The organism is Pigmentibacter sp. JX0631, from assembly GCF_029873255.1.
Classification (GTDB): domain Bacteria; phylum Bdellovibrionota_B; class Oligoflexia; order Silvanigrellales; family Silvanigrellaceae; genus Silvanigrella.
Window position 1 is genome coordinate 2,236,545 of record NZ_CP123622.1, and the last position, 25,581, is coordinate 2,262,125.

26 protein-coding genes and 1 pseudogene are annotated in these 25,581 nt (G+C 27.7%); 12 read left to right on the top strand and 15 right to left on the bottom strand.

Annotation, left to right across the window (positions count from 1 at the left end; genetic code table 11):
- The first annotated feature begins 305 nt into the window (after positions 1 to 305).
- From QEJ31_RS09835 to QEJ31_RS09855, 5 genes are all read left to right on the top strand, one after another.
- A complete protein-coding gene (locus tag QEJ31_RS09835; RefSeq protein WP_280589730.1) occupies positions 306 to 2,216 on the top strand; it encodes a fumarate reductase/succinate dehydrogenase flavoprotein subunit in 1,911 nt (636 codons plus the stop codon).
- A 186-nt stretch (positions 2,217 to 2,402) separates the two neighbouring features.
- Positions 2,403 to 2,675, top strand: coding sequence for a transposase (locus QEJ31_RS09840; RefSeq protein ID WP_280589731.1), 273 nt, complete (start codon positions 2,403 to 2,405; stop codon positions 2,673 to 2,675).
- 181 nt (positions 2,676 to 2,856) lie between these two features.
- Complete coding sequence (locus tag QEJ31_RS09845; protein ID WP_280589733.1) at positions 2,857 to 3,234, top strand: IS3 family transposase; 378 nt, start codon at positions 2,857 to 2,859, stop codon at positions 3,232 to 3,234.
- A gap of 21 nt (positions 3,235 to 3,255) precedes the next feature.
- A complete protein-coding gene (locus QEJ31_RS09850; protein WP_280589734.1) occupies positions 3,256 to 3,495 on the top strand; it encodes a hypothetical protein in 240 nt (79 codons plus the stop codon).
- 406 nt (positions 3,496 to 3,901) lie between these two features.
- Positions 3,902 to 4,426: a hypothetical protein gene (locus QEJ31_RS09855; RefSeq protein WP_280589735.1), complete on the top strand. Its 525-nt coding sequence runs from the start codon at positions 3,902 to 3,904 to the stop codon at positions 4,424 to 4,426.
- Positions 4,427 to 4,756: 330 nt separating this feature from the next.
- Here QEJ31_RS09855 and QEJ31_RS09860 read toward each other — a convergent pair whose 3' ends face one another.
- Together QEJ31_RS09860 and QEJ31_RS09865 are read right to left on the bottom strand one after the other, a co-directional pair.
- Positions 4,757 to 5,113, bottom strand: coding sequence for a transposase (locus QEJ31_RS09860; protein WP_348524555.1), 357 nt, complete (start codon positions 5,111 to 5,113; stop codon positions 4,757 to 4,759).
- A gap of 85 nt (positions 5,114 to 5,198) precedes the next feature.
- Positions 5,199 to 5,405: a hypothetical protein gene (locus QEJ31_RS09865; RefSeq protein ID WP_280589737.1), complete on the bottom strand. Its 207-nt coding sequence runs from the start codon at positions 5,403 to 5,405 to the stop codon at positions 5,199 to 5,201.
- A gap of 94 nt (positions 5,406 to 5,499) precedes the next feature.
- Here QEJ31_RS09865 and QEJ31_RS09870 point away from each other — a divergent pair, with 94 nt between their 5' ends.
- The gene (locus tag QEJ31_RS09870; protein WP_280589738.1) at positions 5,500 to 6,462 is read left to right on the top strand and encodes a trypsin-like serine protease; all 963 of its coding nucleotides are present in this window, start codon (positions 5,500 to 5,502) and stop codon (positions 6,460 to 6,462) included.
- 247 nt (positions 6,463 to 6,709) lie between these two features.
- On the opposite strand, the gene QEJ31_RS09875 is transcribed toward QEJ31_RS09870, so the two are convergent.
- The 8 genes from QEJ31_RS09875 to QEJ31_RS09910 form a co-directional block, all read right to left on the bottom strand.
- A complete protein-coding gene (locus QEJ31_RS09875) occupies positions 6,710 to 6,967 on the bottom strand; it encodes a transposase (protein WP_280589740.1) in 258 nt (85 codons plus the stop codon).
- 55 nt (positions 6,968 to 7,022) lie between these two features.
- Positions 7,023 to 7,373, bottom strand: coding sequence for a transposase (locus tag QEJ31_RS09880; protein WP_280589741.1), 351 nt, complete (start codon positions 7,371 to 7,373; stop codon positions 7,023 to 7,025).
- Positions 7,374 to 7,912: 539 nt separating this feature from the next.
- The gene (locus tag QEJ31_RS09885; RefSeq protein ID WP_348524556.1) at positions 7,913 to 8,758 is read right to left on the bottom strand and encodes an IS4 family transposase; all 846 of its coding nucleotides are present in this window, start codon (positions 8,756 to 8,758) and stop codon (positions 7,913 to 7,915) included.
- Entirely contained in the window at positions 8,749 to 9,189 is a 441-nt protein-coding gene (locus QEJ31_RS09890; RefSeq protein WP_280589742.1) for a hypothetical protein, read from the bottom strand. The genes QEJ31_RS09885 and QEJ31_RS09890 overlap by 10 nt, the downstream gene beginning before the upstream one ends.
- Complete coding sequence (locus tag QEJ31_RS09895; RefSeq protein ID WP_280589743.1) at positions 9,168 to 9,338, bottom strand: transposase DNA-binding-containing protein; 171 nt, start codon at positions 9,336 to 9,338, stop codon at positions 9,168 to 9,170. The genes QEJ31_RS09890 and QEJ31_RS09895 overlap by 22 nt, the downstream gene beginning before the upstream one ends.
- Before the next feature lie 433 nt (positions 9,339 to 9,771).
- Complete coding sequence (locus QEJ31_RS09900; RefSeq protein WP_280589744.1) at positions 9,772 to 9,978, bottom strand: hypothetical protein; 207 nt, start codon at positions 9,976 to 9,978, stop codon at positions 9,772 to 9,774.
- A gap of 31 nt (positions 9,979 to 10,009) precedes the next feature.
- On the bottom strand, positions 10,010 to 10,372 hold the full coding sequence (gene tnpB, locus QEJ31_RS09905; protein WP_280589745.1) for an IS66 family insertion sequence element accessory protein TnpB: 363 nt from the start codon (positions 10,370 to 10,372) through the stop codon (positions 10,010 to 10,012).
- On the bottom strand, positions 10,369 to 10,593 hold the full coding sequence (locus tag QEJ31_RS09910; protein ID WP_280589747.1) for a hypothetical protein: 225 nt from the start codon (positions 10,591 to 10,593) through the stop codon (positions 10,369 to 10,371). The genes tnpB and QEJ31_RS09910 overlap by 4 nt, the downstream gene beginning before the upstream one ends.
- Positions 10,594 to 11,037: 444 nt before the next feature.
- Between QEJ31_RS09910 and QEJ31_RS09915 the strand changes: the two genes are divergently transcribed.
- The 5 genes from QEJ31_RS09915 (at position 11,038) to QEJ31_RS09935 (ending at position 17,129) form a co-directional block, all read left to right on the top strand.
- Positions 11,038 to 12,432, top strand: a complete 1,395-nt coding sequence (locus tag QEJ31_RS09915; RefSeq protein WP_280589748.1) for a TolC family protein — start codon at positions 11,038 to 11,040, stop codon at positions 12,430 to 12,432.
- Complete coding sequence (locus QEJ31_RS09920) at positions 12,429 to 13,412, top strand: efflux RND transporter periplasmic adaptor subunit (RefSeq protein WP_280589750.1); 984 nt, start codon at positions 12,429 to 12,431, stop codon at positions 13,410 to 13,412. Before QEJ31_RS09915 ends, QEJ31_RS09920 begins: the two co-directional genes overlap by 4 nt.
- Before the next feature lie 16 nt (positions 13,413 to 13,428).
- Positions 13,429 to 16,452: an efflux RND transporter permease subunit gene (locus tag QEJ31_RS09925; RefSeq protein WP_280589751.1), complete on the top strand. Its 3,024-nt coding sequence runs from the start codon at positions 13,429 to 13,431 to the stop codon at positions 16,450 to 16,452.
- Between the two features lie 65 nt (positions 16,453 to 16,517).
- Positions 16,518 to 16,667, top strand: coding sequence for a hypothetical protein (locus QEJ31_RS09930; RefSeq protein ID WP_280589752.1), 150 nt, complete (start codon positions 16,518 to 16,520; stop codon positions 16,665 to 16,667).
- Positions 16,668 to 16,697: 30 nt separating this feature from the next.
- Entirely contained in the window at positions 16,698 to 17,129 is a 432-nt protein-coding gene (locus QEJ31_RS09935; RefSeq protein WP_280589753.1) for an IS5 family transposase, read from the top strand.
- A 240-nt stretch (positions 17,130 to 17,369) separates the two neighbouring features.
- Here the strand turns inward: QEJ31_RS09935 and QEJ31_RS09940 are convergent, their stop codons facing one another.
- The 4 genes and pseudogenes from QEJ31_RS09940 to QEJ31_RS09955 all read right to left on the bottom strand — a co-directional run bounded on the left by QEJ31_RS09940 (position 17,370) and on the right by QEJ31_RS09955 (position 22,764).
- Positions 17,370 to 18,662 carry a lanthionine synthetase C family protein gene (locus QEJ31_RS09940; RefSeq protein WP_280589755.1) on the bottom strand — a complete coding sequence of 431 codons (1,293 nt, stop codon included), beginning with the start codon at positions 18,660 to 18,662 and terminating at the stop codon, positions 17,370 to 17,372.
- A 55-nt stretch (positions 18,663 to 18,717) separates the two neighbouring features.
- On the bottom strand, positions 18,718 to 19,521 hold the full coding sequence (locus tag QEJ31_RS09945; protein ID WP_280593279.1) for a thiopeptide-type bacteriocin biosynthesis protein: 804 nt from the start codon (positions 19,519 to 19,521) through the stop codon (positions 18,718 to 18,720).
- Between the two features lie 216 nt (positions 19,522 to 19,737).
- A pseudogene (locus QEJ31_RS09950) lies at positions 19,738 to 21,765 on the bottom strand (lantibiotic dehydratase family protein); the annotation flags it as partial.
- Positions 21,766 to 22,599: 834 nt separating this feature from the next.
- A complete protein-coding gene (locus QEJ31_RS09955) occupies positions 22,600 to 22,764 on the bottom strand; it encodes a hypothetical protein (protein WP_280589757.1) in 165 nt (54 codons plus the stop codon).
- Between the two features lie 805 nt (positions 22,765 to 23,569).
- Between QEJ31_RS09955 and QEJ31_RS09960 the strand changes: the two genes are divergently transcribed.
- Complete coding sequence (locus tag QEJ31_RS09960; protein ID WP_280593280.1) at positions 23,570 to 23,797, top strand: transposase; 228 nt, start codon at positions 23,570 to 23,572, stop codon at positions 23,795 to 23,797.
- A 173-nt stretch (positions 23,798 to 23,970) separates the two neighbouring features.
- Here QEJ31_RS09960 and QEJ31_RS09965 read toward each other — a convergent pair whose 3' ends face one another.
- Positions 23,971 to 25,557: an IS66 family transposase gene (locus QEJ31_RS09965; RefSeq protein WP_280589758.1), complete on the bottom strand. Its 1,587-nt coding sequence runs from the start codon at positions 25,555 to 25,557 to the stop codon at positions 23,971 to 23,973.
- Positions 25,558 to 25,581: the final 24 nt, after the last annotated feature.

Here is a 25,581-nt window from a genome sequence, read left to right on the forward strand (position 1 = left end):
AAAATTTGATAATATTAAAATACAAGTAATATTTAGTCTTTCCATTCTGACAGTTTCATTTACGATTTTGAAGTTAATAGAGTTTCAAATAAATACAATTTTATCCTTATAATCTTAATAATTTTTTTAAAAATTATTAAATTTTTTAGTGCTACCCAATTTTGAGATTTATTGATAATAAATCTCAAAATTGCTTTATTTTCTTTTATTTTATAAAACCATCTAGGGAATGAAATAGACATTTCCCATTTGGTTATTAAATAATATGATAACAAAATTGTTGTCCTAAAAATTAGGAATTTTTTATGTTAAAGAATCATGTACCTAGTGGACATTTAGAAGACAAATGGAACAAACAGGTTTTTGAAAGCAAATTGGTTAATCCTGCCAATCGCAAAAAGTTTTCAGTACTTGTCGTTGGTACTGGATTGGGAGGTGCATCTGCAGCCTCTTCTTTGGCTGAAGCAGGATATAAAGTAACTGCACTTTGTCTACAAGATTCTCCTAGGCGCGCGCATTCAATTGCCGCACAGGGTGGTATTAATGCAAGTAAAAATTATAAAAATGATGGTGACTCCGTTTATCGCTTTTTTTATGACACAGTCAAAGGTGGAGATTATCGTGCGCGGGAAGCTGGGGTTTATAGACTTGCGCAATTGTCAGGAAAAGTAATTGATCATTGTGTTGCATCTGGAGTTCCTTTTGCCAGGGAATACGGAGGAATGTTAGACAATCGTTCCTTTGGTGGAACGCAAGTACAACGCACCTTTTATGCAAAAGGCCAAACAGGACAACAATTGTTACTTGGTGCTTATCAGGGAATGATGCGGCAAGTTGCAGAGAAAAATTTAAGAGTACATTATCGCAAAGAAATGCTCGATCTCATAGTTATTAATAATAAAGCACGCGGTATTGTGGTGCGTGATTTAGTAACAGGTGAAATTGAAAGTTATTGTGCAGATGCGGTTGTTCTTGCAACAGGTGGTTATGCAAATTTATTTTATTTATCAACCAACGCCAAACCTTCGAATGCAAGTGCAATTTGGCGTGCGTATAAAAGAGGAGCTGGTTTTGCAAACCCTTGTTTTACGCAAATTCATCCAACTTGCATTCCGATTGCTGGTAGCGAACAATCTAAATTAACGCTGATGTCAGAATCATTAAGGAACGATGGAAGAATATGGGTTCCTCGCCTAGCAAATGATAAGCGCTCTCCCATAGAAATTGCAGAAACCGACAGAGATTATTTTTTAGAGCGCATTTACCCAAATTTTGGAAACTTAGTTCCAAGGGATGTGGCTTCACGTGCTGTAAAAAGAATTTGTGATGATGGCTTTGGAATAGGACAGTCAGGTCTTGCTGTTTATTTAGACTTTAAAGATAAAATTCATACTCAAGGCAAAAAATCTTTAGAAGATAAATATGGTAACTTGTTTCAAATGTATGAAAAAATTGTAGGTGATGATCCCTATAAAGTACCTATGAAAATTTATCCCGCAATTCATTATACTATGGGTGGTTTGTGGGTAGATTATAACTTAATGTCGAATATTCCTGGTTTGTTTGTCTTAGGGGAAGCAAATTTTAGTGAACATGGAGCGAATCGCTTAGGTGCCAATGCTTTGTTGCAAGGCTTAGTTGATGGTTACTTTATTTTGCCTGTCACTTTAGGAAATTATTTGGCCAATACTAATATGGAACCTATGAAACAAAATAAAGTTGATGTTAGTAGTTATGTTAATGAAAATACCCAAAGGATAGAAAAGCTATTAAAAATCAAGGGGAACACCTTAGCCGATAGTTTTCACGAACAATTAGGGAAACTAATGTGGAATGCATGTTCAATGGCAAGAACTAAAGAAAAATTACTGCATGCATTAGAAGAAATTCCAAAAATTAAAGCAGCCTTTTGGAATGATTTAAAATTACCAGCAACTGCAAGTACATTGAATCAAGAATTAGAAAAGGCAAATAGAATTTCAGACTATTTTGAACTTGCAGAATTAATGTGCCGTGACGCTTTAGCAAGAGAAGAATCATGTGGTTCTCACTTTCGGGAAGAGTATCAAACAGAAAAAGGTGATCCACAAAGAAACGACAAAGAATTCTGCCACATTGCTTGTTGGGTAACAAATGGTGAGAATAAAGTACCTGAAAGAATTACAGAGCAATTAGAGTTTGAATACTGTAAGCCAGCGCAAAGAGATTATCGATAATTTTTAATAAAATTGATTCCATAAAAGAATATTTTTCGATATTAAAATATTAATTATATTTTTTATTATTCTAAATTTAGTTTTGAAAAAAAATCAAAAACATTCTACTATAAAGATAATTATTAAAAGTATCTGATCCTGCCCCCCATTTGAAGTTGTCACTTTCAACTATAGAAAGGTGAACAAATGGATAAGTTAAAGGAAACAAGAAAGAGGTATGGATACGAAGAAAAACGGTTAATATTAGAAGAGCATTTTAATTCTAGCTTGAGTTTATCTGTAATATCGCGTAAATATCAGGTTCACCAAGTGACCTTATATAACTGGAAGAGGAGCCTCTGCATGAGTGATAAAGAAGCTAATTCATCAAGTATACCATCAAATATTCAAGAAATACTTGCAGAAAATGAAAGACTTAAGAAGCGGAATAAACATTTTGAGAAAGCGGTATCTAATTAAACTATAGATAACTCCATCTTAACTGATGCTATTGAGATTATGAAAAAAAGAGCCAAGAAAGAGCCTTGTTAAAACAGCAAAAGAGATCCTAAGTCATAAGAAATACTCAGTATCAAAGGTAACTAAAAGCCTAAAAATATCAAGACAATCAATATATAAGAGCAGAGACAAGGTCGTCTTTATGAGAAATTATTTAAAGGATGAAGCTAGTATTTTATTGCCAATGATAAGAAATACTATCGAAACAAGATCAACATATGGTTATAAAATAATAACAGCTATGGTCAATAATATTTTTCATGGTAATAATAGAAAAGTTAATAAAAAAAGAATATATAGAATAATAAAAATAAATGGTTTGTTATTACCAAAAAATGAGATTCAAAGAAAATCCCATACTGGAACTGGTAAAATAATAACGTTACATTCAAACACGCATTGGTGTTCAGATGCTTTTGAAATTATGTGTTTTAATGATGAAACAGTATATGTTGCTTTTTCTTTGGATTGTAGAGATAGAGGAGCAATAAGTTATGTTGCTACAAAAGAACCATTATGAGGAAGAGATATACAAGTATTAATGATTAATTCTGTGGAAAAAAGATTTAATAAAATTAGAACCCCTAGACAAATTGAGTGGCTCACAGATAGAGGTTCAATTTATCGAGATAAATCCGTACAAAATTTAGCAAGGAATCTTGGCTTAAAACCGTGTTACACCGCTCCTTATAGCCCTTCAAGTAACGGTATGGCTGAAGCATTTGTTGGAACATTTAAAAGAGATTATGTTTATGTCAATGATTGTAATTCTGCTGATTGAGTTTTAGGACATTTAGAAGAATGGTTTTATGATTATAATCATCTCGCACCTCATTCAGGACTTGCAATGTTGAGTCCTGTACAGTATCAAAATTCTCATTAGTCATGTGTCAACTCAAATGGGGTCCAAAGCATAATTTATTTAAATACTTATATTAAATTTTCAGATAGGAAATTTATTGAAAATAAAAATGCTTTAAATTTAGACTTAAAAATTTGGTATTCTATTTAAAATATTTTTACTCTATTGCTAATTAATTTAAAAATTATAAATAATTAATAAAAATTATTAAAATGTCTTAAAATATCTATAAACAATGTTATAATTTATATTTGATCAAAATTTATTTTAATGAAATAATAAAAATGCTAAAATGTTTTAGCTATATTTAAATAGGGATGGTTTTATGAAAAAAATGCTTTTATCTACAATACTACTATCATCTTTATCTGCTTTTGCAGAAGAAAAAAAGATGACACTTTTACCGGATTTTTTTGAAAATACTGAACACGAATTTAAGCAAAACGATTTAGATTTTTCATCTAAATTTTGTGATACAAATTTATGTAAAGCAAATGTTGATAAAAGTGGAAAAAAAGTTGGTGAAATAAAAGTAATTTCAAAAGATATGAATTTAAAGGAATTGAAGATATTTCAGATAGAATTTAAAAGTTTATCACAAGAATTGAATTCAACTTCTGAAGAATATATCTGCAAGAGTAACTTAGATTGTTTTTTATTTGATCCTAATAGCTCTTTTAAATTAGATGATGAAAATGATACTAAACAAGAAAGATATAGATCTAGTGCTAGGGCATTTGAGGTTTGCATGGAAAACAATGTTAACAGAATTCCTGACGGTTGGAAAAGATTCAACTACTGTGTAAATAACTGGATCTATTATCGAGGAGGTCCTTCAACAACTTGGTAAGATTATTTTATAGATATTTCATCTACTCTTTGTTTTGATAATAATTACATTAATAATTAATGCTAGTTAAGAGTTGAGAGTCTATATTTAGAAAAAGAACATATACTTAAAAAAGCATGCAGAAAATCTTCCGAAAACATGGACAAGCAACCCCTTTGTTGATCGTACTTTGGATGCTGTTTGAATACCACTAGATTCAATTAGTCAGTTGAATAGAATTTCTATTGATTGTCTAATTAAACTAACAGATTTAGAATATACTTTTTCATCGTATGAAAGAGTTTTTTTACTTATTGAAAGTTTAATTTGGGTATGCAAGTTAGAATTTTTTCAAGCCAATTTTTGTTTAGTAGATTGATCGCAGTATGCACGATCAGCAAATAGTTCTGAATGATTAAAATTTAATAGATCATTTTTAACCGCTGTTAAATCATGTTTCGCAGCGCGGGTTATTTTCATTGAGAGAGGAGATGCAAGGCGGTTATTTTTAAACAAAGCAGTAAGATGAAGTTTTAATTCAAAATAATAAGGATTTTTGGAAGAGCAAAATCCAACTGAAGAAATTTCTTTAGCTGTATTACATTTGTGAGCTCTAAACCCCTTTGCTAAGACAATTGGTAAAGAGTCAATTAGAAAGAAAGGCTTAGTAGAATCTGAATTTAGTTTGAACTTTTTATTTTGTAAAATGAATTTAGAAAGTTCAGGAAAAAGATGATTTAAATTATTAAGTCTGAATAAAAATCCTTTTTAAGAAGGTAAATTAGGAAACCATTCACTGAGGAAGTTTTTTTAAATTGAAAATGGATTTTATATTTTTAAGTTCATTTAAAATTTCAAAGATATAAATAGTGAGGGTTTCTTCATCAGTAAATGTAGGATTTGAGTTAGCACTAATTTTTAAAAAAATGTAGGAAGAAAATTGAGAAAGGATTTTGCAGGAAGTAATGTAAACGGTGATGAGTTGGTTCTGCCAATCCATTGGTAGTTCCTATGTTACTTTTTTAAGCAATAATTAATTAATAAATTGGAGTTACTTCTTCAATCCTGTTTTTTATATTTGCATGGAATCTTCAATGAAAATATTTAATTTTTGTTTTTTGTTTATAATTTTTATTTTAATAACTTCGTGTTTTGATAATAGTAGGATTAATAAAAATTATTTTATTTATAGTGATAAAAATAAAAAAGTAGTAAGTGAAAATTATATTTATAATGGTAAAATAGTATCAAAAGAATTTAAAAATTCTGATTCAACTGTAGAATTAATCTCTCATGATGGTAATAATTCTTTTAGTCGATGTTCAGGTGTAGTAATAAGTAGAAATTATATATTAACAGCTGCTCATTGTGTTTATAATCGAAAACTGCAAAAAACATATGAGTTTTCATATCTTAATAACTTAGGTAATGAAATTGTACGTTCAGAAAAAATATATCCACATCCTACATATATATTAGCTTATGATAATAATAGCATAAATAATATCTCATTTGCAGATCTGGCTTTAGTTGAATTTAATGAAAATTTAGAATTGTATGGGTTAAAAATAGCTGAAATTTCTGAGAAAGTAGATTATGAGCAAAAAATTTTATCTTTTGGATATGGAAATATTACTGATTATCCTCTATTCCAAAATAATAAAAAAAGATATGCTTATTCATCAATAGCAAAAATTTCTTCAAATATTGAATATCTAGAATATGATTTAATAAGATTCAATAAAGCTAAGATTGATGGATTTATCGATTCAGAAAAAGTTAGAGAGATCAAAGATACTTTTTTAATTATGGAAATAAAAAATGTTAATGAAGGACAGACATGTGTAGGTGATTCTGGTGGTCCGCAATTTATTAATTTGAAAGAAAAGAATTTCTTAATAGGAATAACTCATGGATTGGATTTTAATCTTCATGAGTCATCAGAAATATATAAAAGTTGTAAAAATAAAAAATCATTAAGCACGTTAATTTTTCCTTATTTTAATTGGATTAATAATGTAGTAATGCAAAAAAATGAGAAATTAATTCTATACTAGAATTTATATCTTTAATCTGTTCTGAATTTTTGTATTGAGAAATATATGATATGCTATAATATTTAATGAAATTTATCAAGAGTGAATATCAATTTTCATTTTAGGCATAACCGAATCTTTTTTAGTCCATCCTTTTTTCTAGTTTTAAAAGAGCTCAGAATTATTAATAATTTTCTTATGATAGCAACAATAGTTAATTTTTTTTGTTTTCCTTTTAATTTAAGACAATCATAAAAATTTTTTTATTTCATTTTAATGAAGCAATTGCAGACATATAAATTATTCTTCTTTTGACTAGTCCTCCTTGGATATTTCTTTTGCCTTTAAATCGACCGCTTTCTCGATTAAAAGGAGCGACGCCAGCAAGTGCTAAAATTTTCTGACGATTTAGTTTACCAAGTTCAGGAAAATAGACTACAAAATGGGTTGCGACAATATCCCAATTCCTGGAACTGATGTTAATAAATCTATTTTTTTTATCTCTGCATTGTTTTTGTAGTAGCAAGATACTTATTCATTTATTTCAGCAAGTTATTTTGTAAGCCGTTGAATATGACTTTTTATTGATTTTCCGACAATTTTAGTTCGTAACTTTCTTGTCTATAAGACTCTTGCCGCATTTTTTTTAAAAGTTCATCACATATTTTAACGAAATTGGTTATATTAATTTCTGATTCTGTTTTAAGACAAACTGTTTCTTCAGGGTTCATGCGTAGACCGTATTCAAATAAAATCTTTGCATCTATTTTATCTGTTTTTGCTAATTTACCTAGTGATTTTGCAAATGTTCTAACTTTATTTGGATGTTCGATTTGAACAAAAATATTTAAATCACGTAATATTTTAAAGAGTATTTGTTCATAAAAACAAGTCCCTTGGCAAACGATATAATAAGTTTTATTTAACTTCATGACATTTTGTAAATGTACTTTTAATATTATTTTTTATAGCAATAGATTTGGTTTTCCAAAAAAATTTATTTTTTCTTTACCGACATTGGCTTCATTATAAATAATTTTCTTAATGGAAACTTCCAATATATATTATTAAAATGTGAGAATTATCCATACTTGTTTTAAAATACGAGGCATGTTCCTAGAGTCATCTGTTAGGTACTTACTCACAACAAAGAGAGGTTAAGAATCAAGACTGGCATTCGATGTCAAAGCATTGGTTAAGAGGGTGCAAGCCCTTAATCTCTACTAATAGAATTGATTAGATTCTATTGATTAATCAATATACAAGTTAAGAGTTGATAAAGGATAAAGTGTATTTAGAAAAAGAACATGTATTTAAAAAGGTATGCAAACTTTCCAAGAACATGGACAAGCAGTCCCCTTGTAGATCGGACTTTGGATGCTGTTTGAATACCACTAGATTCAATTAACAAGTTGAATAGAATTTATATTAATTGTCTAATAGAATGTAAATCGTCGAACCTTCCTTTTCTTTACCCACAAAATAATTTGTAGTCATCTAATAATTCCATAAATCTAGCCCAACCTCTCCACATAGATACTATTCCTGGATTTCCATCACCTTTTCTACCGATAAATCCATCAAGTTTCGCTATCCAAATATAAATATTTTTAATACTAGGTGGTATAATTTGAATTGGTTTATTCCTGTTGAATTTTTTATATAAAACTTTCCATTCGTATTCACTAAGAACATTTTCACAACTTTTTTCTTTTTCTTGTTCAAAGTATCTTGTTATCCAAAATATTCTCCAAGATAAAATAAAAGTTAATACAGCATATTTTTTTAAATTATTTGTATCCCGAAGTTGTGCTTTTTCAAAATTGAATCCCGATTTTATGATTTTATGTAACAACTCTATATTCCAACGCATGGAATATAATTTTACTTTATCCACAGCTTCTTCGAATGAATTTACTGGTAAATTTGTTAATAAAATCCAACATAATTGTGATTCTCCTTCCGGTGGATTTTTTTCAACTGCCATAATTGCTGTTATCTTAAGGATTGACATATTATTGTTGCAATTATTTTTCGTTCTATTAGGTGGAGGAGGCATCGAAAATACTTTATAGACTATCCATAACTTTGCTTCACGATATTTTCTTCCGACCTGTGAACTTGCCACTTGAATATTTACAATACCTTTTGAACGACAAATTTCTAAAACCTCAAAGAGTTTTTCATCAGATTCACTGCGATTGCTTTTTTTGTTTATTGTGCGGTTGTGGGAAGCTCTTATTAAAAAATTTTCATTCCAATCTAAACAATCTCTGTAAAGTTCATAAATATCTCCTTCTCTGTCTGCTACATGGATAGTTTGTGTGTTACCAAAATCATAAGTAGTGCATTATTTGATAAGTTCAATCCATTTAATACTTTCTTTTTTTCAATAGGTAATCTCTGATATTGTTGTTTTGTGAGTCGCCCATTTTCTTTAAAAGTTTTACGATCAACAAATTTTTGCCCAAGAATTCCAAGAGGGACACCTTTATCACTTACTGCTAATAGCTCATGAGATATTAAGCCTTTAGCTTGAGTAAATGATGAATAATGCTTTGAGCAAAGACCTAAGTTTTTTGTTTGTGGTCTGTTAGGATAGTTCAAAATTAAAGTATCTTGTATTAGAAGAACCCTTGAGCATTCTTTTATCCTGTCAACAGTTTGCATTTTATGCGGTTGTAATATTTTTTCTGCTGTAATCTTTTCTTTAGAAAAAAACGATATTATGCTTTTATTTCTTTCCATAAATCAAAACTACTGGATATATTTTTTTCAGACTGTTCAGCTAATCCAACGCTTATTTTTCTAAATCTTTCATCAAGACTTTTGTCATCAAAATCAACATTCAAAAATTCCAAATTTATCCATGTTGACATTGCATTTGTGTGAATCACACCCACCTCCTTGTTAGTTAAGGTGGGTAACTATATTATAGTATTGTACTCTTATCAAAAACTACAATTTGATTTCAATAAGTTTTGTGGGTAAAGAAAAGGAAGATTCGACGATTTACGTCGCTTTTGTTTTATTATGTAGTAATCTTTTGGCTCTGTTGTTAAAAACTAACTATCTTCACTCATTCCAGAATCACGCATTTGTGAACCGCAGCAATTGCAAATAGGCAGTTCCTTAAATTCTACATGCTCTTCAATTATTTATGCTTCGGGATATCTTTCAGATGTAAGTCTTTTAATTTCATTGGCACGTTTTTTTGAGCCGTTTTTTTTATATTAACAGATGTTTCTGAAGTATTTTTATCTTTTACAAACCTTTCAGATTTTTCTCTAAATATCCTTCGTCTAAGTAGTAGAAGTTACCCATCAACTTCTACGATTTTATCCAGTAATTCTTTATTTTGATTTTTAAGCTATCTCGCTCTTCAAGGATGAGGTTGTGTTTTTGAATAAATTCATTGTTAGAATTTAATATTTTTTCAGCATATTTCTTTTTATTTTCAAAGAATTCAATTAGCTGTTTGCGATTGAATTTTAAAAGATCATTCGCCGTAATTTTTTCGAATAGATTTTTTTCCATTCGTGCAAGATAGCACCTAAATTATTAAATTTCAAGTGTTTGATTTAGTTATATATTTTCTAATTTCTGCAGGACTTTCAACAAATCTTTTGTTTAGATCTGTTCCTTCAAAAAATAAACTAAATTCTGCTTGAGTAAGAATAATTTCTTTTTTATACCTCGGATTTATTCTTGAAAATAACCCTTTTTCAAGCCTTTTGAATATAACCACGAGTCCAGTACTATCATAATAAAGGCACTTACAAGAAGATCTTTTCTTATTTATAAATAAAAATAAATGTCCCGAAAAAGGATCCTTATGAAGAACATTTTTTGCACGATTAAATAACCCATCATAAGATTCTCGCATATCTGTGGGACTATATATCTTTGATCTTCTATTAAAATTAATCATGCGCTTTTCTTTAAATAATCCAATAAAAAATCTATGTTCGAAAATCGAATCAATTTACCACCGGGTAACACTAACTCTACAGCTCCACATACTGATGTTGTTACCTTTGTATGTTCTGAACTTAAGTTTTGTTCCGTTGATACCTTTATTTGTTTAAAATCTTCATCACTAAAGTGACCTTCTCTTTTTAACTTCTTTGCTTTAGCAATTAAAGATACCATTTTTGCATGAGTAAACCCTTAAGTTGCATAAAATTCTTTACTTAAACCAGTCCAATTCTCTTATGCTAGTAATTCTTCAAACAATACCTCATCGAGGACATGCTTTAAATACCCTTTATCTGATACATAAGAACTTAACTTCCTTTTTAAGGTTACATTCTCCATTATCATCTCCTTTCTACACTTTTATGATGATTATTTTAATCTAGCAAATTTAATTTTATTGAAATGTGGGCTTGTGCGAAGATTTATTATCTAATTATTGATAATTTTATCATAATTTACATTTTTTATAGGACTAATATCGAACATGAAATATATTTTATTCTAGTTTGATTGCAATATATTAAATGTTCAGTTAATTATCTAATGTTAATAGATTAATTAATCTATTTAATAATAATTTTATCATAATTTACAATTTTTTTAGGATTCAAATATCGTATGAAATTTATTAACAATAATGTAATGATATTTTTGATAATAGCAGTATCATATAATTATCAAATTTTTGCCTTAGAAAAGAAAATTGTATTGCCTACTCTGCAAATTGATTTAAATTCAGCTATGGAAATTGCTGAAAAAAATTCTTTGCAATTAAAAAGTTCTTTAAACGAATTTAATTCAACCAATTTTCAACATTCTCTATCCTACTTTCAATATGGCCCTACGCTTGATGCATCTGCTGATACAACTTGGTATCCCAAACGCGATGCTATGAATTTAAATTCAACTCAAGATAATGACAGAAGTTCTTCAGTTACCTTAAAAATAACTCAGCCAATATCAAATATATGGAAAAACTATTATAAAATGAAAGAACTCGAGGCAAAAAAAGATGCTGCCGCATATGACTATAATTTTCAAAAAATCAACGCCAGAATAAGTGCTGCACAATCTTTTTTAGATGCACAGCAAGCATTAAATGATCTTGAAATAAAAAAAACAACTTTTGAAAATGCCGCAATTCAATATAAAGAAACAAGCGTTCTGTTTGAAACCGGAGATGCTAGTAAAGATAAGGTAGATTTACTTTTATCACAAGCCAACAAAGACTCAGTAGAAATAGAAGTAAGCAAATCTCAAATAGAGTATTCAAATAAAATAGAAAACCTAAAAAAAGTATTGAAGTTAAGTGAACAAACTGAAATATCTTTAAAGCCTTTAGAGTATTCATTTTTTGAAAAGCAAAAAATATCATTAAAGGAACTAAATGTTTTGCTTGAAGAAAGTAAAAATAATAGGCCAGATCTAAAAAGTTTAGAAAAAAACTTACTTGCCAGCAAAGAAGAAATTACAAAAAATACCTTTAAATTTTTTCCTGAAATATCTGCATTTTCAAGCTACTTAAACACGGAAACATTTAATAATGAAAACGGTTTAAATAGCAATTCTAACCTAAGTAATTCAGGTTCTTCTACTAATGGTCTTACTTTTGGCATATCCATGACTTGGAGTATTTGGGATGGCGGTTTAAATTTAGCCGAAAGAAGCTCATTAAAAAATAAAGAAACAAAAAATAAAGTAAATTATGAGGATAAAATATTTGACATTAGTGAGGAAGTAAAAATTAGTTACAACTCTTTGAAAAATAATCTTCAAATTTTGCCACAACTCATAAAACTTTCAGAAATTTATTCCGACTCCTATAAATTTTCTTTAGTGAAATATAAAACAGGAAATTTAACCGCTTCAGAACTAATAAAAAGTCAAAATGAACTTTTAAACGCAAAAATATCTTTAGCAAAAATAAGAGGTGATATTGATTACAATTGGCTTAAATTACAATCAGCAATAGGAACAATTCCATCATATTCTAATACAAGGTTGATAAAATGATTAATAAAAAAATAATTATTTCTGTATTTATGCTTATTTTCTCAAATTTATTTGTCTTTTGTACAAAAAAAGGCGAGAAAGCAACATTACCACCTGAGGAATCTATAAATTTACAGGCAGATAATAAAAAAGAAGAATCTAAAAATAATTCTCCCGAAAGTAAACAAGCAAATAATTCAGAACCAATTCAATCCAATGCTACTGTTGCAAAAAAAGATAACCTTGAAGCTCAAAATCAAAAAACTACTGAAGTAAAAAATATTACTTCAGATAATAATATCGTTCCTATTATTCCTGCAATATTTAAAGCAGAAAATCAAAGTGCGCTAAGTTTTTTAACCAATGGCAGAATTACGAATATTTACTATCGAGCTGGAAATATAGTAAAACAAGGCCAAATTCTAGCTTCGCTTGAAGATAACAATGCATTAATAGATGTTAAAACTGCAAAAATTGATGTTGATTTAAAAAAATTAGCCCTTGAACAACAACAAAAGACTGTTGAAAGATTAGAAAAACAATTTAGTAGTGGTATCATAAACACAGCTACTTTAGAAAAAGAAAATAACACCTTAAAAACAAAAGAGCTTGAATATCAATCAGCAAAAGCCAGTTTGGAAGGAAAAGAATATATATTAAAATCAACTAAAATTGCTTCCCCTTTTGAAGGAATAATTACTAAAGTTGAAAAATCAGTGGGTGACTATGTTACTGCAGGAACAGCTATATTTCAAATAACTGAAGCAAAAAATTACAAAATTTATGCACAAATTCCAGTTACTTACTTTAGTAAATTTAAGACAGGAATGAAGTTTAAATTTCAAGAGCCTATTTCAAAAGCTTATGGTGAAGCTGAAATTAAAAGAGTTGTCTCGGTCATTGATTCCTCTTCAAAAACTTTTGATGTGTATGCGGAAATTCTTAGTGTCAGTGAAAAAATTATTCCTGGTGTTTATTTAGAAATAAAGCTTAACCCCTAAAAAAAAGAGATTAAAAATGTTTCTTTCAACTTTATCGGTGAAACGTCCCTATTTTTCCTCAATGTTAAACATAGTCGTCATTATTTTTGGTTTGCTTGCATTTGCAAATATTGGAATTGATAGGGAACCAAATGTCGATATTCCGTATGTTTCAGTTAGTGTAACTTACAAGGGAATGAACGCAAAAACTGCTGAACATTTGTTACTTAATCCTATGGAAGAAGCGTTTAAAAGGTTACCTGGTTTGAAAAAAATTAAAGGTTCAGCAAGCCAAGATTATGCATTTGTACTTCTTGAATTTCATTTGGATGTGGATATTGATAAGGCTACAGCTGATGTAAGAAATGAAATAGGATCAATTGAGTTTCCAAAAGATGCTGAAAAACCTTTTGTAAAAAGAATAAATGAAAATGACAATTCTTTTATGAGTATTAATATTACAAGTGAAAAAATGTCAGAACAAGATTTATCAACCTATGTTAACAAAGAATTAAAACCTTTACTGCAAAGAATTAGTGGAGTAGGGCAAGTTAATATTTCAGGAACTATTGATAGAGAAATTCATATTAACTTAAATCCTTCTATATTAAATGCCTTGCATTTAAATCCCAATCAAATAAAAAAAGAAATTAATTCGCAAATTGTAAATAAACCTAGCGGAGTTCTGCGAAATTCACATTCGCAATTTAGTATCGTTACTAATACAATTCCTAGTTCATTAGACACCATTGCAAAAATTCCGATTGCGCAAAAAGATAAGCCGCTAATTAGAGTAGAAGATTTTGCAAGTATCCAAGATACACACGCAGAGTTAACTAACTACAGTGAAGTGAATGGCAAGAAAAGTATTGTAATTGAAATTACTAAGGAATCAAAAGGAAATATCATTGAATCAGCTAAACAATTAAAAAAATTAATTGAAAATTTAAATAAAGTTAATAAAGATAAATTGAACATCTCCATAAATATTGATAATTCTAATTATATTTATGAGACATATAAAAATGTCTGGTTTCATATTATTATAGGTTCACTTCTAGCAATTTTTGTAGTTTATCTTTTCTTACATGATTGGCGAAATACATTTATTTGTTCTATTGCAATTCCAACATCAATAATTGGTACTTTGGCTATAATCAATTACTTAGGTTTTACATTAAATTCCATGACGCTTCTTGGATTAACTCTTTCAATTGGAATTTTAGTTGATGATGCTATCGTAGTGATAGAAAATATTCATCGACATAAGTTAATGGGTAAATCAAGAATAGCTGCTGCAATCGACGGTTCTCAAGAAATAGGCCTTGCAGCAATTTCTGTAACTTTAGCGATTGCTGCGGTTTTTGTTCCGGTTATTTATATGGAAGGAATTATTGGGCGGTATTTTTATGAATTTGGAATGACGGTATCTGTTGCTGTACTTATTTCGTTGTTTGTAGCTTTTACTGTGGTTCCCATGCTGAGTAGTAAGCTAGTTGCTAATCAAACCTTAAATTCAAATGAAATAAAATGGCAAATTAAGTTTGACCATTATTTTCAAGTTTTCCAAAATAATTACCTGAAGATATTAAATTATTCATTGAAAAAGAAAAAAACAACACTATTTGTTGGAATTTTAATTTTTATCTTGAGCATATTTTTACTTATATTTGTCCCTACAAAATTTGTACCAACTGAAGATGAAAGTATAAGTTATTTTTCTTTTCGATTGGCACAAGGAACACCTTTGGAAGAAGCAATTATGCGTGGAAAAGAAATAAGAGATCATATTCTTACTTACCAAGGGACAACAGATGTCATTATGAATGTTGGAAGTAATAATGACTCAGCTTCGTCAATTAGTTTTACAATTAAGTTATTAGATTCTAAAAAGAGAAATTATTCGACAAGTGAATTTACTCAAAGATTAAATGAATCTGCAGCCAAATTTATACGAAATCCAAATGAAAAAATTGGTGGAAACGGATATAACAATGCAATAAACCTTGAATTACATTCAACAGATTCACATGCACTGTATGAATATTCAAAAAAAGTTTTGCAATACATTACAAATATCCAAGATATTGGAATTCCAGAAAGTTCTGTAAGTGATGAAGCGTATGAATACAAAGTTATACCAGATTTTATTAAAGCAGCTTCACTAGGAGTATCTCCAAGCAATATTGCCGAAACTTTACTGCTTTTATATAAAGGAGAAAAAGTTGGGGATTATTATGCTGATGGAAGGTATTTTGATATTAAAATTTTAATACCAACAAAAAAAGCGCAAACCCTTAATAGCTTAGCAGGAATTTTCATTTTTTCTGAAAAAGGAGATCCGGTATTATTAAGTTCAATTGCAAATATAGAGAAAATCCTTATTGAACCAAAAATAAAACATATCAATGGTATTAAAAATGTAACTATTACTGCTGATTATTTTGGAAAAGATCTTGGAAAAATAATGACAAATATAAACAAATATATTGCTGAAACAAAACCAAAATCAGTAGACACTTATTATAGTGGACAATCAGAATTATTAGATGAATTAATCAGAGTAGTAAGTAAAGTATTATTATTAGCGTTAGCTTTTATTTTCATTGTGTTAAGTGCACAATTTGAAAACTTTAAAGCTCCATTAGCTATTTTATTTAGTATTCCTCTTTCTTTCTCTGGTGCATTTTTAGCAATTTTAATTACAGGACAATCCTTTACAATTTATGCCATGATCGGTCTTATATTACTTTTAGGTCTCGTAACAAAAAATGCTATTTTGCTTATTGAATTTGCGCAACAAAAAATTGCGGAAGGAATAAATGTCGATAAAGCTCTACTTGAAGCTGCAGTTGTACGTCTACGCCCTATTTTAATGACATCTCTCACAATGATTGCTGGAATGATTCCATTAATATTTGGAACTGGAGCAGGGCATGAATTAGATTCCAACTTAGGAGTTACTGTTACAGGTGGACTTATCTCATCTACACTTTTAACATTAGTTGTTGTTCCATGTGTTTATAGTTTACTTATTAAATTTAAAATCAAATTTAAATAAAAATATTTTTTTGGAATTTCTATTTTAATAAAAATATTAAAACAATTAACAAAAGAAATTAGGGTGTGTTCTCAAATATTGAAGAAAACTTGATATTTGGCATGTTTCCCGCGAAAGTTGGATTACCAGATCTAACGAAAGCGAGAGAACATGTTAAGAATAATGATAACGGATCAAATATGGTCGAGGCTAGCAATAATAATATAAGAATGTAAAATTCACTTTTCAAAAAAATAATGATTTTTATGGAAGCAGTCTTTAGGAAGTTACGAACAGGAGCTTCTTGGAAAGATCTTCCAACAGAGTTTGGTTTACATTCAACTATAATTTATAAATTTAATCGTTGGTCAAAACAAGGTATTTGGCAAAATTTATTCATAAAAATTCTTGGAGAATTAGATAATAAGTGGAACTTTTTTAATTCCACTATCGTTAAAGTACATCAACATTCAGTCAATTCTTCAAACACAAAAATAGAATGTATTGGAAGAACAGTTGGTGGTAATTCAAGTAAAATTAATATGATTTCTGATTCATGCGGCAAGCCTATCAACTTTGTTTTGGGTGAAGGACAAGTGCATGACATTAAAATAGCGAATCAAATTATAGAAGTTAGCAAGGCAGAAGTAAATTGCAGACAGAGCTTATCATGTAGAAAAAAATTAGAAAGCGATTGAAAGAAAATGGAATTCAAGCTGTGATTCCTATGAAGAAAAATACTATTGATAAAATAAATGAAGAGATTCGAAATCTAATTATACAAAATAAGACATTTAATTGAGAATTTATTTGCTAGATTAAAGCAATTAAGATGCATTGCAACACGTTACAATAAGAAAAAAAATAACTTTTCTTCTATGATTTACTTAGGGTTCAATTTCATTTGGGTAAAAATTTGAGAACGCACCCTAATATTTTTACGATAATAGAAATGGCTGATCCCAAAAGCACATTTCCTGATGTTCAATATCAATTAAACTTAATATTACTCCAATAGCACCATTAATTAAACCTACATCTTTTACAATATGAGCTTTTTGGAGATTATATTCTATGTTATTAAATAAAAATTGATTCTCTATTGAGTAAAATGTTAAAATACTATTTTCTAATGATTTTATGTATTTCAATAATTTAATTTCATTAGATTCTTGGTAAAATCTTTTTGCTATTTGTAAAATTCCTGCATACCCGTGACAAAATGTAGGCGAAGTGCACACCCATTCAGATTCAGGGCGACTAAAAATATTCAAAAATGAATTAATTGATATAGTAGATATATTAGAATCCGATAGAGCTTTAGATGCTAAAAGTAAAGCCATAGAAGTTCCTGGAGTTCCATAGCACCATGCTTGTCTTTTTATTTGATAACTTTTAAAAATATTATCTGAATTTATCTCATCTTCTATTCTAATTATCCCAGGCCAATAAGTACCGTATTCATCATACATCCTATTTTTTAAAATCCAATTTGATAAAGAAACAATTGTTTCATTAGTATTTGATACTTCAATACCATTAATCTTAGCTAAACTTAGAACAGCTAAAATTGAACTTACTCCATGAGCCATTCCTATATTAAAGGATCCATTAGGAAAACTTATTTTATCTTCTTCCGTAAAATGATCCTCAGGTCTTATATAAAATTTTGGTACAAAAAAACCATTTAATTCAACATAATTAATTGATGTATTTAATATATTAATAATTTTAATAGTATATTCTAAAAATTTTGGATTTTCTTTTCTTAATAAAGTATAACGTAGAATTCCACTAAGGCCTAGAATTGGATCATAATCTATAGTATTAAAATTTTTTTTTGGCAAAACTGATTTTAACTTAATATCAAGAATTTTAAAAAAATGTTTATCTAGTTCTCCTAATAACACATTATAGTTTTTTCCTTCATTAGATGCTACCCAAATTGAATAGCACAATCCAGTAAATCCTGAAAACATTGATATATCTGTTGTTATTCCTTCATTTATATAATTCAAAGATTTTTCGATATACTTATGTGAAATATTTCTCCATTTACTTGAGGGAAATAGTTTGTTTAATTGGCTATAAAACAATACCAATGAGGGATACCCTAAAGAGAGGGTATATTTTTCCCATGGGATATTATTATTGTAATTAGTTGAATTTTCAAGTTTATCAAAATCAAAACAACATATCTTTTCCGCAAAATTTAAAATTAAGTCATTCATCACATTAAAATTACCTCTTATAAACATATAATTAAAAACAATAAAATAAATATATCTATTTTTTTAAATGGAAACTTAGACTATTTAGAATGTGAAGAGCATAAGAAATAGACTTATTTTCTAATTCATTACTCGTGCCAAATAATCTATTGCAGTGCATATGAATAAAGCTAGTTATTATTTCATCTTTTGAATTATATAATTCATTACTTGATATACAAGTATTCATAATAACATTATACTCATATATTTTTTGATTTCTAATTTCTATATATTTTGAAATTGAACTAAAACAAAAATCATAATGCCAAATAAAATTATTATTTATAAATAAAGAAATAACTTTTTTTCTTATTAATCTAAATTCATCAATATATTTTTCTTTATTTGTTAATTTTTTTAAAAATTCTATTTTATTTTCATGATTCATTTCAAATGAATCTAGCATTGATATTATGCATAAGGAAGATATTAAAACCAAGGAAAATTCATTTTGAATTTTTGGAATATTTTTAATAATATTTAATACTAGGATACTATCGGACATAAATATATTTTCAGCAAGTTCAATTAGTTTTTGTCCTCCGTATCTTTCAACTTCGGGTTCATAAGTCTCAATTGTAGCATAATTAATAAATCCATTTAAGTTTAAATTTCTGAATATATCTCCAATATTTTTATAAATATTGTAAAAAGAATTACAATTTTTAATTCTTAGTCTGATGTGGTTTTTTTCATCAAAATATCTAATAAAAAACCAAATATAATTATTTATATCTATTCCCTGCTGTAAAAATACATTTTCTAATTTCTCTGATAAAAACTCATTTTCTCTACTTTCTTTAACAAAAATTTTCATATACAACCAATCTTCTCCTGGAAAATTAAATCTTAATTTTTGATCAAAAATTGGTTTTGGTCTTATTTCTATATTTTGTTTTTCTTTATTATTTTCTAAAATAAATGGTACAACTATTTCTTCATTATAAATATTATCCTGTAATTCAATAAAAGATTCTTGAAGAAGTATTTTCTCTTTTCTTAGAAACTCTTTATGAATCTCCTTTAAATGAATAGGATCCTTCAAATTTAGCAAAATTTTATTGTCAAACTCTACCATATATACTAGATTTGGCACATTCCATGTTTCTGCCCATTTTTTAAAGTTACTTAAAAAGTTTTCTTCATTAAAATTGATAGAATATTTGTTAAATTTCCATGTCTGCGGGTGTATAATAATATTACTATACTCAATTCTAGGTATATATATCATTTTTTCTAAAATATCTAATTTAAAATAAGAAAAAATTGAATGTTGTTCAAATCCAAGATCTATCATAAAACGAATTGGATTAGGGCTGTTCTCATGATTAAAAACATGTGAACTTAAAAATCTTACTTCTTTCTGATATTGAATTGATTTAAAATATAATCTTTCAGAATTTGCACAAACTACAATATCGGAAATATTTAATTGGTTGCTACCAAAAATATTATTATCCATATGTAATTGATAATTCCAGAAAGAATTACAGATTATAATATTTGCGTCTCTAAAATTTTTTGGCATATAAACTAATTCACAATATATTATATCCGGGTTTCTTTTTTGTAATTCGTTAATATAACTTTTAATTTCATTTTTTTCTTCATTACTAAAAAGAGAAGAAAATCTTCCAAATGTTTGACATGCGCCTTGGCTTCCGACTATATTTGAAATAACTAAAGTTTTTTTTGAACTATTTTTTCTTCCATATACATTTGCATATAGCTCAACTGCATCAGAAGGATAAAAGTCTTTTTCTTTATAAAATTCGTATTTTTCTAATTCTTTTTTCTCAATAACTACAGAGTTCTTTTTAGAAATTAAGCTTTGAGAAATTTTATTCAAAATAAATTCATTCATTTTCTCATCAAAGTTTTTATTAGATATAAACTTTCTTCTTGACTTAGGATGTCTATAACCATATGGAGCCCCTAGGCCTATTTCTTCATCTAACAATTCTAAAATAGGAACTTCTCTCGCATTTCCGTAAACAGTCAAGAACTCCATATGGAAATCCCTTATCTCATCAAGGCCTCTTTGCTTTGGCGCTAACCAATATAAAAATTCTATTAAATTCTTCAAATCACTAATTACTTCATCATTGAGGATAAAATTATCATCTTTTTTATTCAAAATATCTACTTGTAAAAGATTTTTAGTCGAATAAATTTTATTCATATCGTTATAAATGTCTTTTAATAATTTACCTACATATCCTATTGAAATATTTTTATAATTATTTATCTTTTCTTTTATATTAATAAGTGAGTGTGGCAGAAAATCATTTGAGTTCAAATTTAATAATTTTTCTATAAATTCAGAAAAAATATCATTTGATAATAAATTGGGTTGAAGTTCAGTGATTATTATACCAGTACTTATTAAATTTTTTAAGTATTTTTCAATAATACATACATCACTAATATTAAAAAATATTCTCACTTCAATAATAAATTTTTTAAATTCAAAGAATTTATTAAGTTTTTCGTAGCAAAATTTTGATAAATCATTGTATATAATAGAAATTTCATCGTTTATTGAAGTTTTATTATTTTCTTTTATAATTAATTTTGAAGATATATTTAATTTTAATCTTTTACCATTTATAAAAAGTGATGGATTTATTTTGATTTTAATATTTGAAAGATGATTTAAACTTACAGAATTTTCAACAGACTTTATAATTTCAAAGAGTCATTCCATATCTGGTCTTACTGATTTAACGTATTTATCAATAGATAAATTTTTTTCATAAATATTTAATTTGTTAAACTGTACAGAAGCGAAATATCCAAAAGGTGTAGTTCTTGAAGATGCTCTTGAATAATATTTCAATATACCAGATCGTAATTGTTCAATTTTTTTATTATTAAGAATTTTTTTTTCTTCATATAGAATTAAACTATCGTATAAATCTTTACTAGCTATAAGTAATGCCTCCTTAAATACATTATAGTAACTTTGTGATGGTAGATATTCTAAAATATCTTCTCTACTATTAATATAGCCTATAAAATAAGTAACTGGAAAAATAGGTCTTCTTAACATATAAAACATTTTTTGTTTGTACAATATTACTACCTCAAGTATATATGTAATAATTAAAATTGAAATATCATCAAATTAAATATCTATTTTACTAAATAAAAATTTAAATAGCGCTAATTTTAAATAAAATTTTGTAATTAAGAAAATTATAGTATTAGTTCTAATTTGTTGAATAATTTTTGTGAAAAAATAACAAACTTTCTCTATCTTACTGATTTATATAATACTTATAACTAAGCTATTTCTCAATTTTCTCTCTGTATTTTTAAAATTGTTTAATATTTTCTTCTTAAGAAAAGTAATAGTAAATAATAAAAGCAAGAAACTTAATTACAGATATTCTAATATTTTTTACTAATTTATTATTATCTTTAATAATTCTTCAAAAAGCATATTGAATTATTTTGTTTGATTTAATCTGAAAACTAGCTATAGCTAAAATTTAGTAAACTGATTTAAATCTTCTCCTGTCTCAATGAAATAACCTTTGCTGCTAAACATGATTTAATAGCGGTTAAGAATTAAATCACTCAGAACTATTTGTTTATCGTGCATACTGCGATCAGTTTACTAAACAAAAATTGGCTAGAATAAATTCTAATTAGCATACTCAAATCAAACTTTCAATAAGTAAAAAACACTTTCATACGATGAAAAAGTATATTCTAAATCTCTTAGTTTAAATAGGTAATCAATTGAAACCAATTGAAATTGCTAATTGAATCTGGTACTATTCAAACGACATCCAAAATCCCTTCAATAAAGAAATTGATTTTCTATTTTTTTGCAAGAAAGTACAAGTTCTTTTTCTAAATACATATTTTCAAATCTTAATTGGTATAATTAATAACGACAACCACCATGTCTACATAAAGTTCGATAACTGTTCTCAGGTCGACATCGATAAACAGTTTTAAACATTTCATTTCCATATCTTGAAAGATTGTATTCTGTAAATTCTTTTAATTCAATCTTAATATCAAATAAGTCATAATGATTTTCTTGCATAATTAACTCCTGTAATATTATAAGTAAACAAATAGGTAAAAAAATTAATTAAATATTCTAACGACAACCACTCATACAGCGAGAATATAAAGTTCGATAGATGTTCTGGGAGAGGTATTTACAAACGATTCATTTCTTGTTTTTTATTCTATGAATCTTTTAAATCAATCTTAATAATAAATAAGTGGTGTTAATTTTATTTCATAATAAACTCCTATAAATGTAAAAAATATTATTAAAAATGTTTTAATATTTATTCTATTTTATTGAAAATTTATATTTTCTAAATTATAAGAAATTTAGAATGATTAATATTAGTTTTTAAAAATTGGTTTGTAAACAAATTATCGATACAATATTTTTAGATTAAATTAACTTTTACTATAATTTTATAGAATTAAAAATGACTACCATTTTTAATAATGATTTTTTTGTAGGATATCACTTTAGAAGTATTTATAAAAGAATTTTATTTTACTTATTAAAAGTAACAATAGTTTCTTTCGAAATTAAGAAAAAATCTGTTTTTTTCTTATCGTTTCTCCTTTAACTTTCATGATAAGCATTTGTAACCGAAAAATGATTTCTCTTCTTGAAGATTTTTTCATTAATCTCTTCAACTCTTGAAAGGAATGCTGTAATCTAAGTTTCATGCTGCGTTTCCTCTTGTTAAAAAGTGGGTTTTATTTAAACGCAGTATTCTTTTTTTTCTTAAAAAATGAATGCTATGACATTTTATAAATCAACAAGAAATTCTTGGTAAGCTATTTTTTGGAAAAAGCTAAATTGAAATGTAGAAGTATTAATTGCAGACAGAGCTTATCATGTAGAAAAAATTAGAAAGCGATTGAAAGAAAATGGAATTCAAGCTGTGATTCATAAGAAGAAAAATACTATTGATAAAATAAATGAAGAGTTCGGCTTCTATTTATACAAAATAAGGCATTTAATTGAGAATTTATTTGCTAGATTAAAACAATTTAAAAGCATTCCAGCTCGTTACGATAAGAAAAAAGTAACTTTTCTTCTATGATTTACTTATGATTCTCTTTCATTTGGGTAAAAATTTGAGAACACACCCTAATTAATGTAAATCGTCGAACCTTCACACATTGCCGAGTAAACGTCAATGCAGTAACTTAATTTTATAATTTAATTTATAGTGATTTATTTACGTAATTTGATAAATGAATAAGAATTGTTTCTTTATCCGCTGTCTATATTATTAAATTCTTTTGGGGTAAAGACGTTTTTCCCAGCATGAATATCCTTAACAAGCATTGAAAAATATTCTCTAGGATTTATTCCATTTAATTTACAAGACTCTACAAGAGTAAACATAATAGATGCTGTTTTTGCACCTTGTTTTGAATGAGTTCCATACCAAGTTTTTCTTCCTATAACAGGACTTCTAAGTTGTCTTTCTTGGTGATTATTATCAATGGGCAATTCAATATTTTCGATAAATCTTGTAAGCCCTTCATAGTTTTTTAAAAAATAGTTTATAGCGATTGCTAGTGTACTTTGAGCAGAAACTCCTTGTAACAATTTTTTTCCTATTATCTTCATGTCTTCAAAGAGTGCTTTCATTTGATTTCTATTTTTTTGCAGTAGTTGAGGATCTTTTTTTCCATCTGATTCTAACCTATAAATTTCATGATACTGTTCAATGAAGAATTTACTTTCAGGGAATTTTTCAGCTTCCATGAATTTGCGACGACTATGCGCATTGCAATAAATATTTTTAATTAATGGAATATTTTTATTCTCTCGCTTTTTATTTACTTCTGTTGTTGATTTAACGTAACCGGAATAAATGTCACTGACTAAATATTCACACTTAGATTTGCCAAGAATCTCAGAAGCGACATCGCCTGATCTGGTATTCCTGATTTCAAAGTATGAGCTTTGTTTGTTGGAAAATCCCCATAAATACCAGCTCTTTTTTTCATCTCCTTCTAACATGCGGTGAGGGGTTTCATCCGCATGTAATACGTTTGAAGATAATATTTCTTCCTTTACTTTATTATATGCCAGTTCAACATATTCGGCTAGTTTATGTGTCGTACCTATTAAACTATTGGGTGGTAAATCCACAAAGCCTTCACGCCCTGCTATTGAACTGTATCTTTCAATAGGGATGAGATCACAGTACTTTGTCATTGCAACATCGACTATCATTTCGTCACTATAAACTGAACTTGGTATTATTTTTTTAGGAGTAGGAGCAGTCTTAATATCTCCATGACATTTGGTACACCGGTATTTATGTCGCTTTTGTTTTATTATGTAGTAATCTTTTGGCTCTGTTGTTAAAAACTCACTATCTTCAGTCATTCCAGAATCACGCATTTGTGAACCACAGCAGTTGCAAATAGGCAGTTCCTTAAATTCTACATGTTCTTCAATTATTTCTGCTTCAGGATATCGCTCAGATGGAAGTCTTTTAATTTCTTTGGCACGTTTTTTTGAGCTGTTTTTCTTTATATTATCAGATGGTTCCGAAGTATTTTTATCTTTTACAATCCTTTCAGATTTTTCTCTAAATATCCTTCGTCTAAGTAATACAAGTTGCCCCTCAACTTCAACAATTTTATCCAGTAACTCTTTATTATGCTTTTTTAAGCTATCTCGTTCTTCAAGAATGAGATTGTGTTTTTGAATAAATTCATTATGAGAATTTAATATTTTCTCAGTATATTTCTTTTGATTTTCAAAGAATTCAATCAGCTGTTTGCTATTGAATTTTAAAAGATCATTCGCGGTAATTTTTTCGAATAGATTTTTTTCCATTCGCGCAAGATAACACCTAGTTCA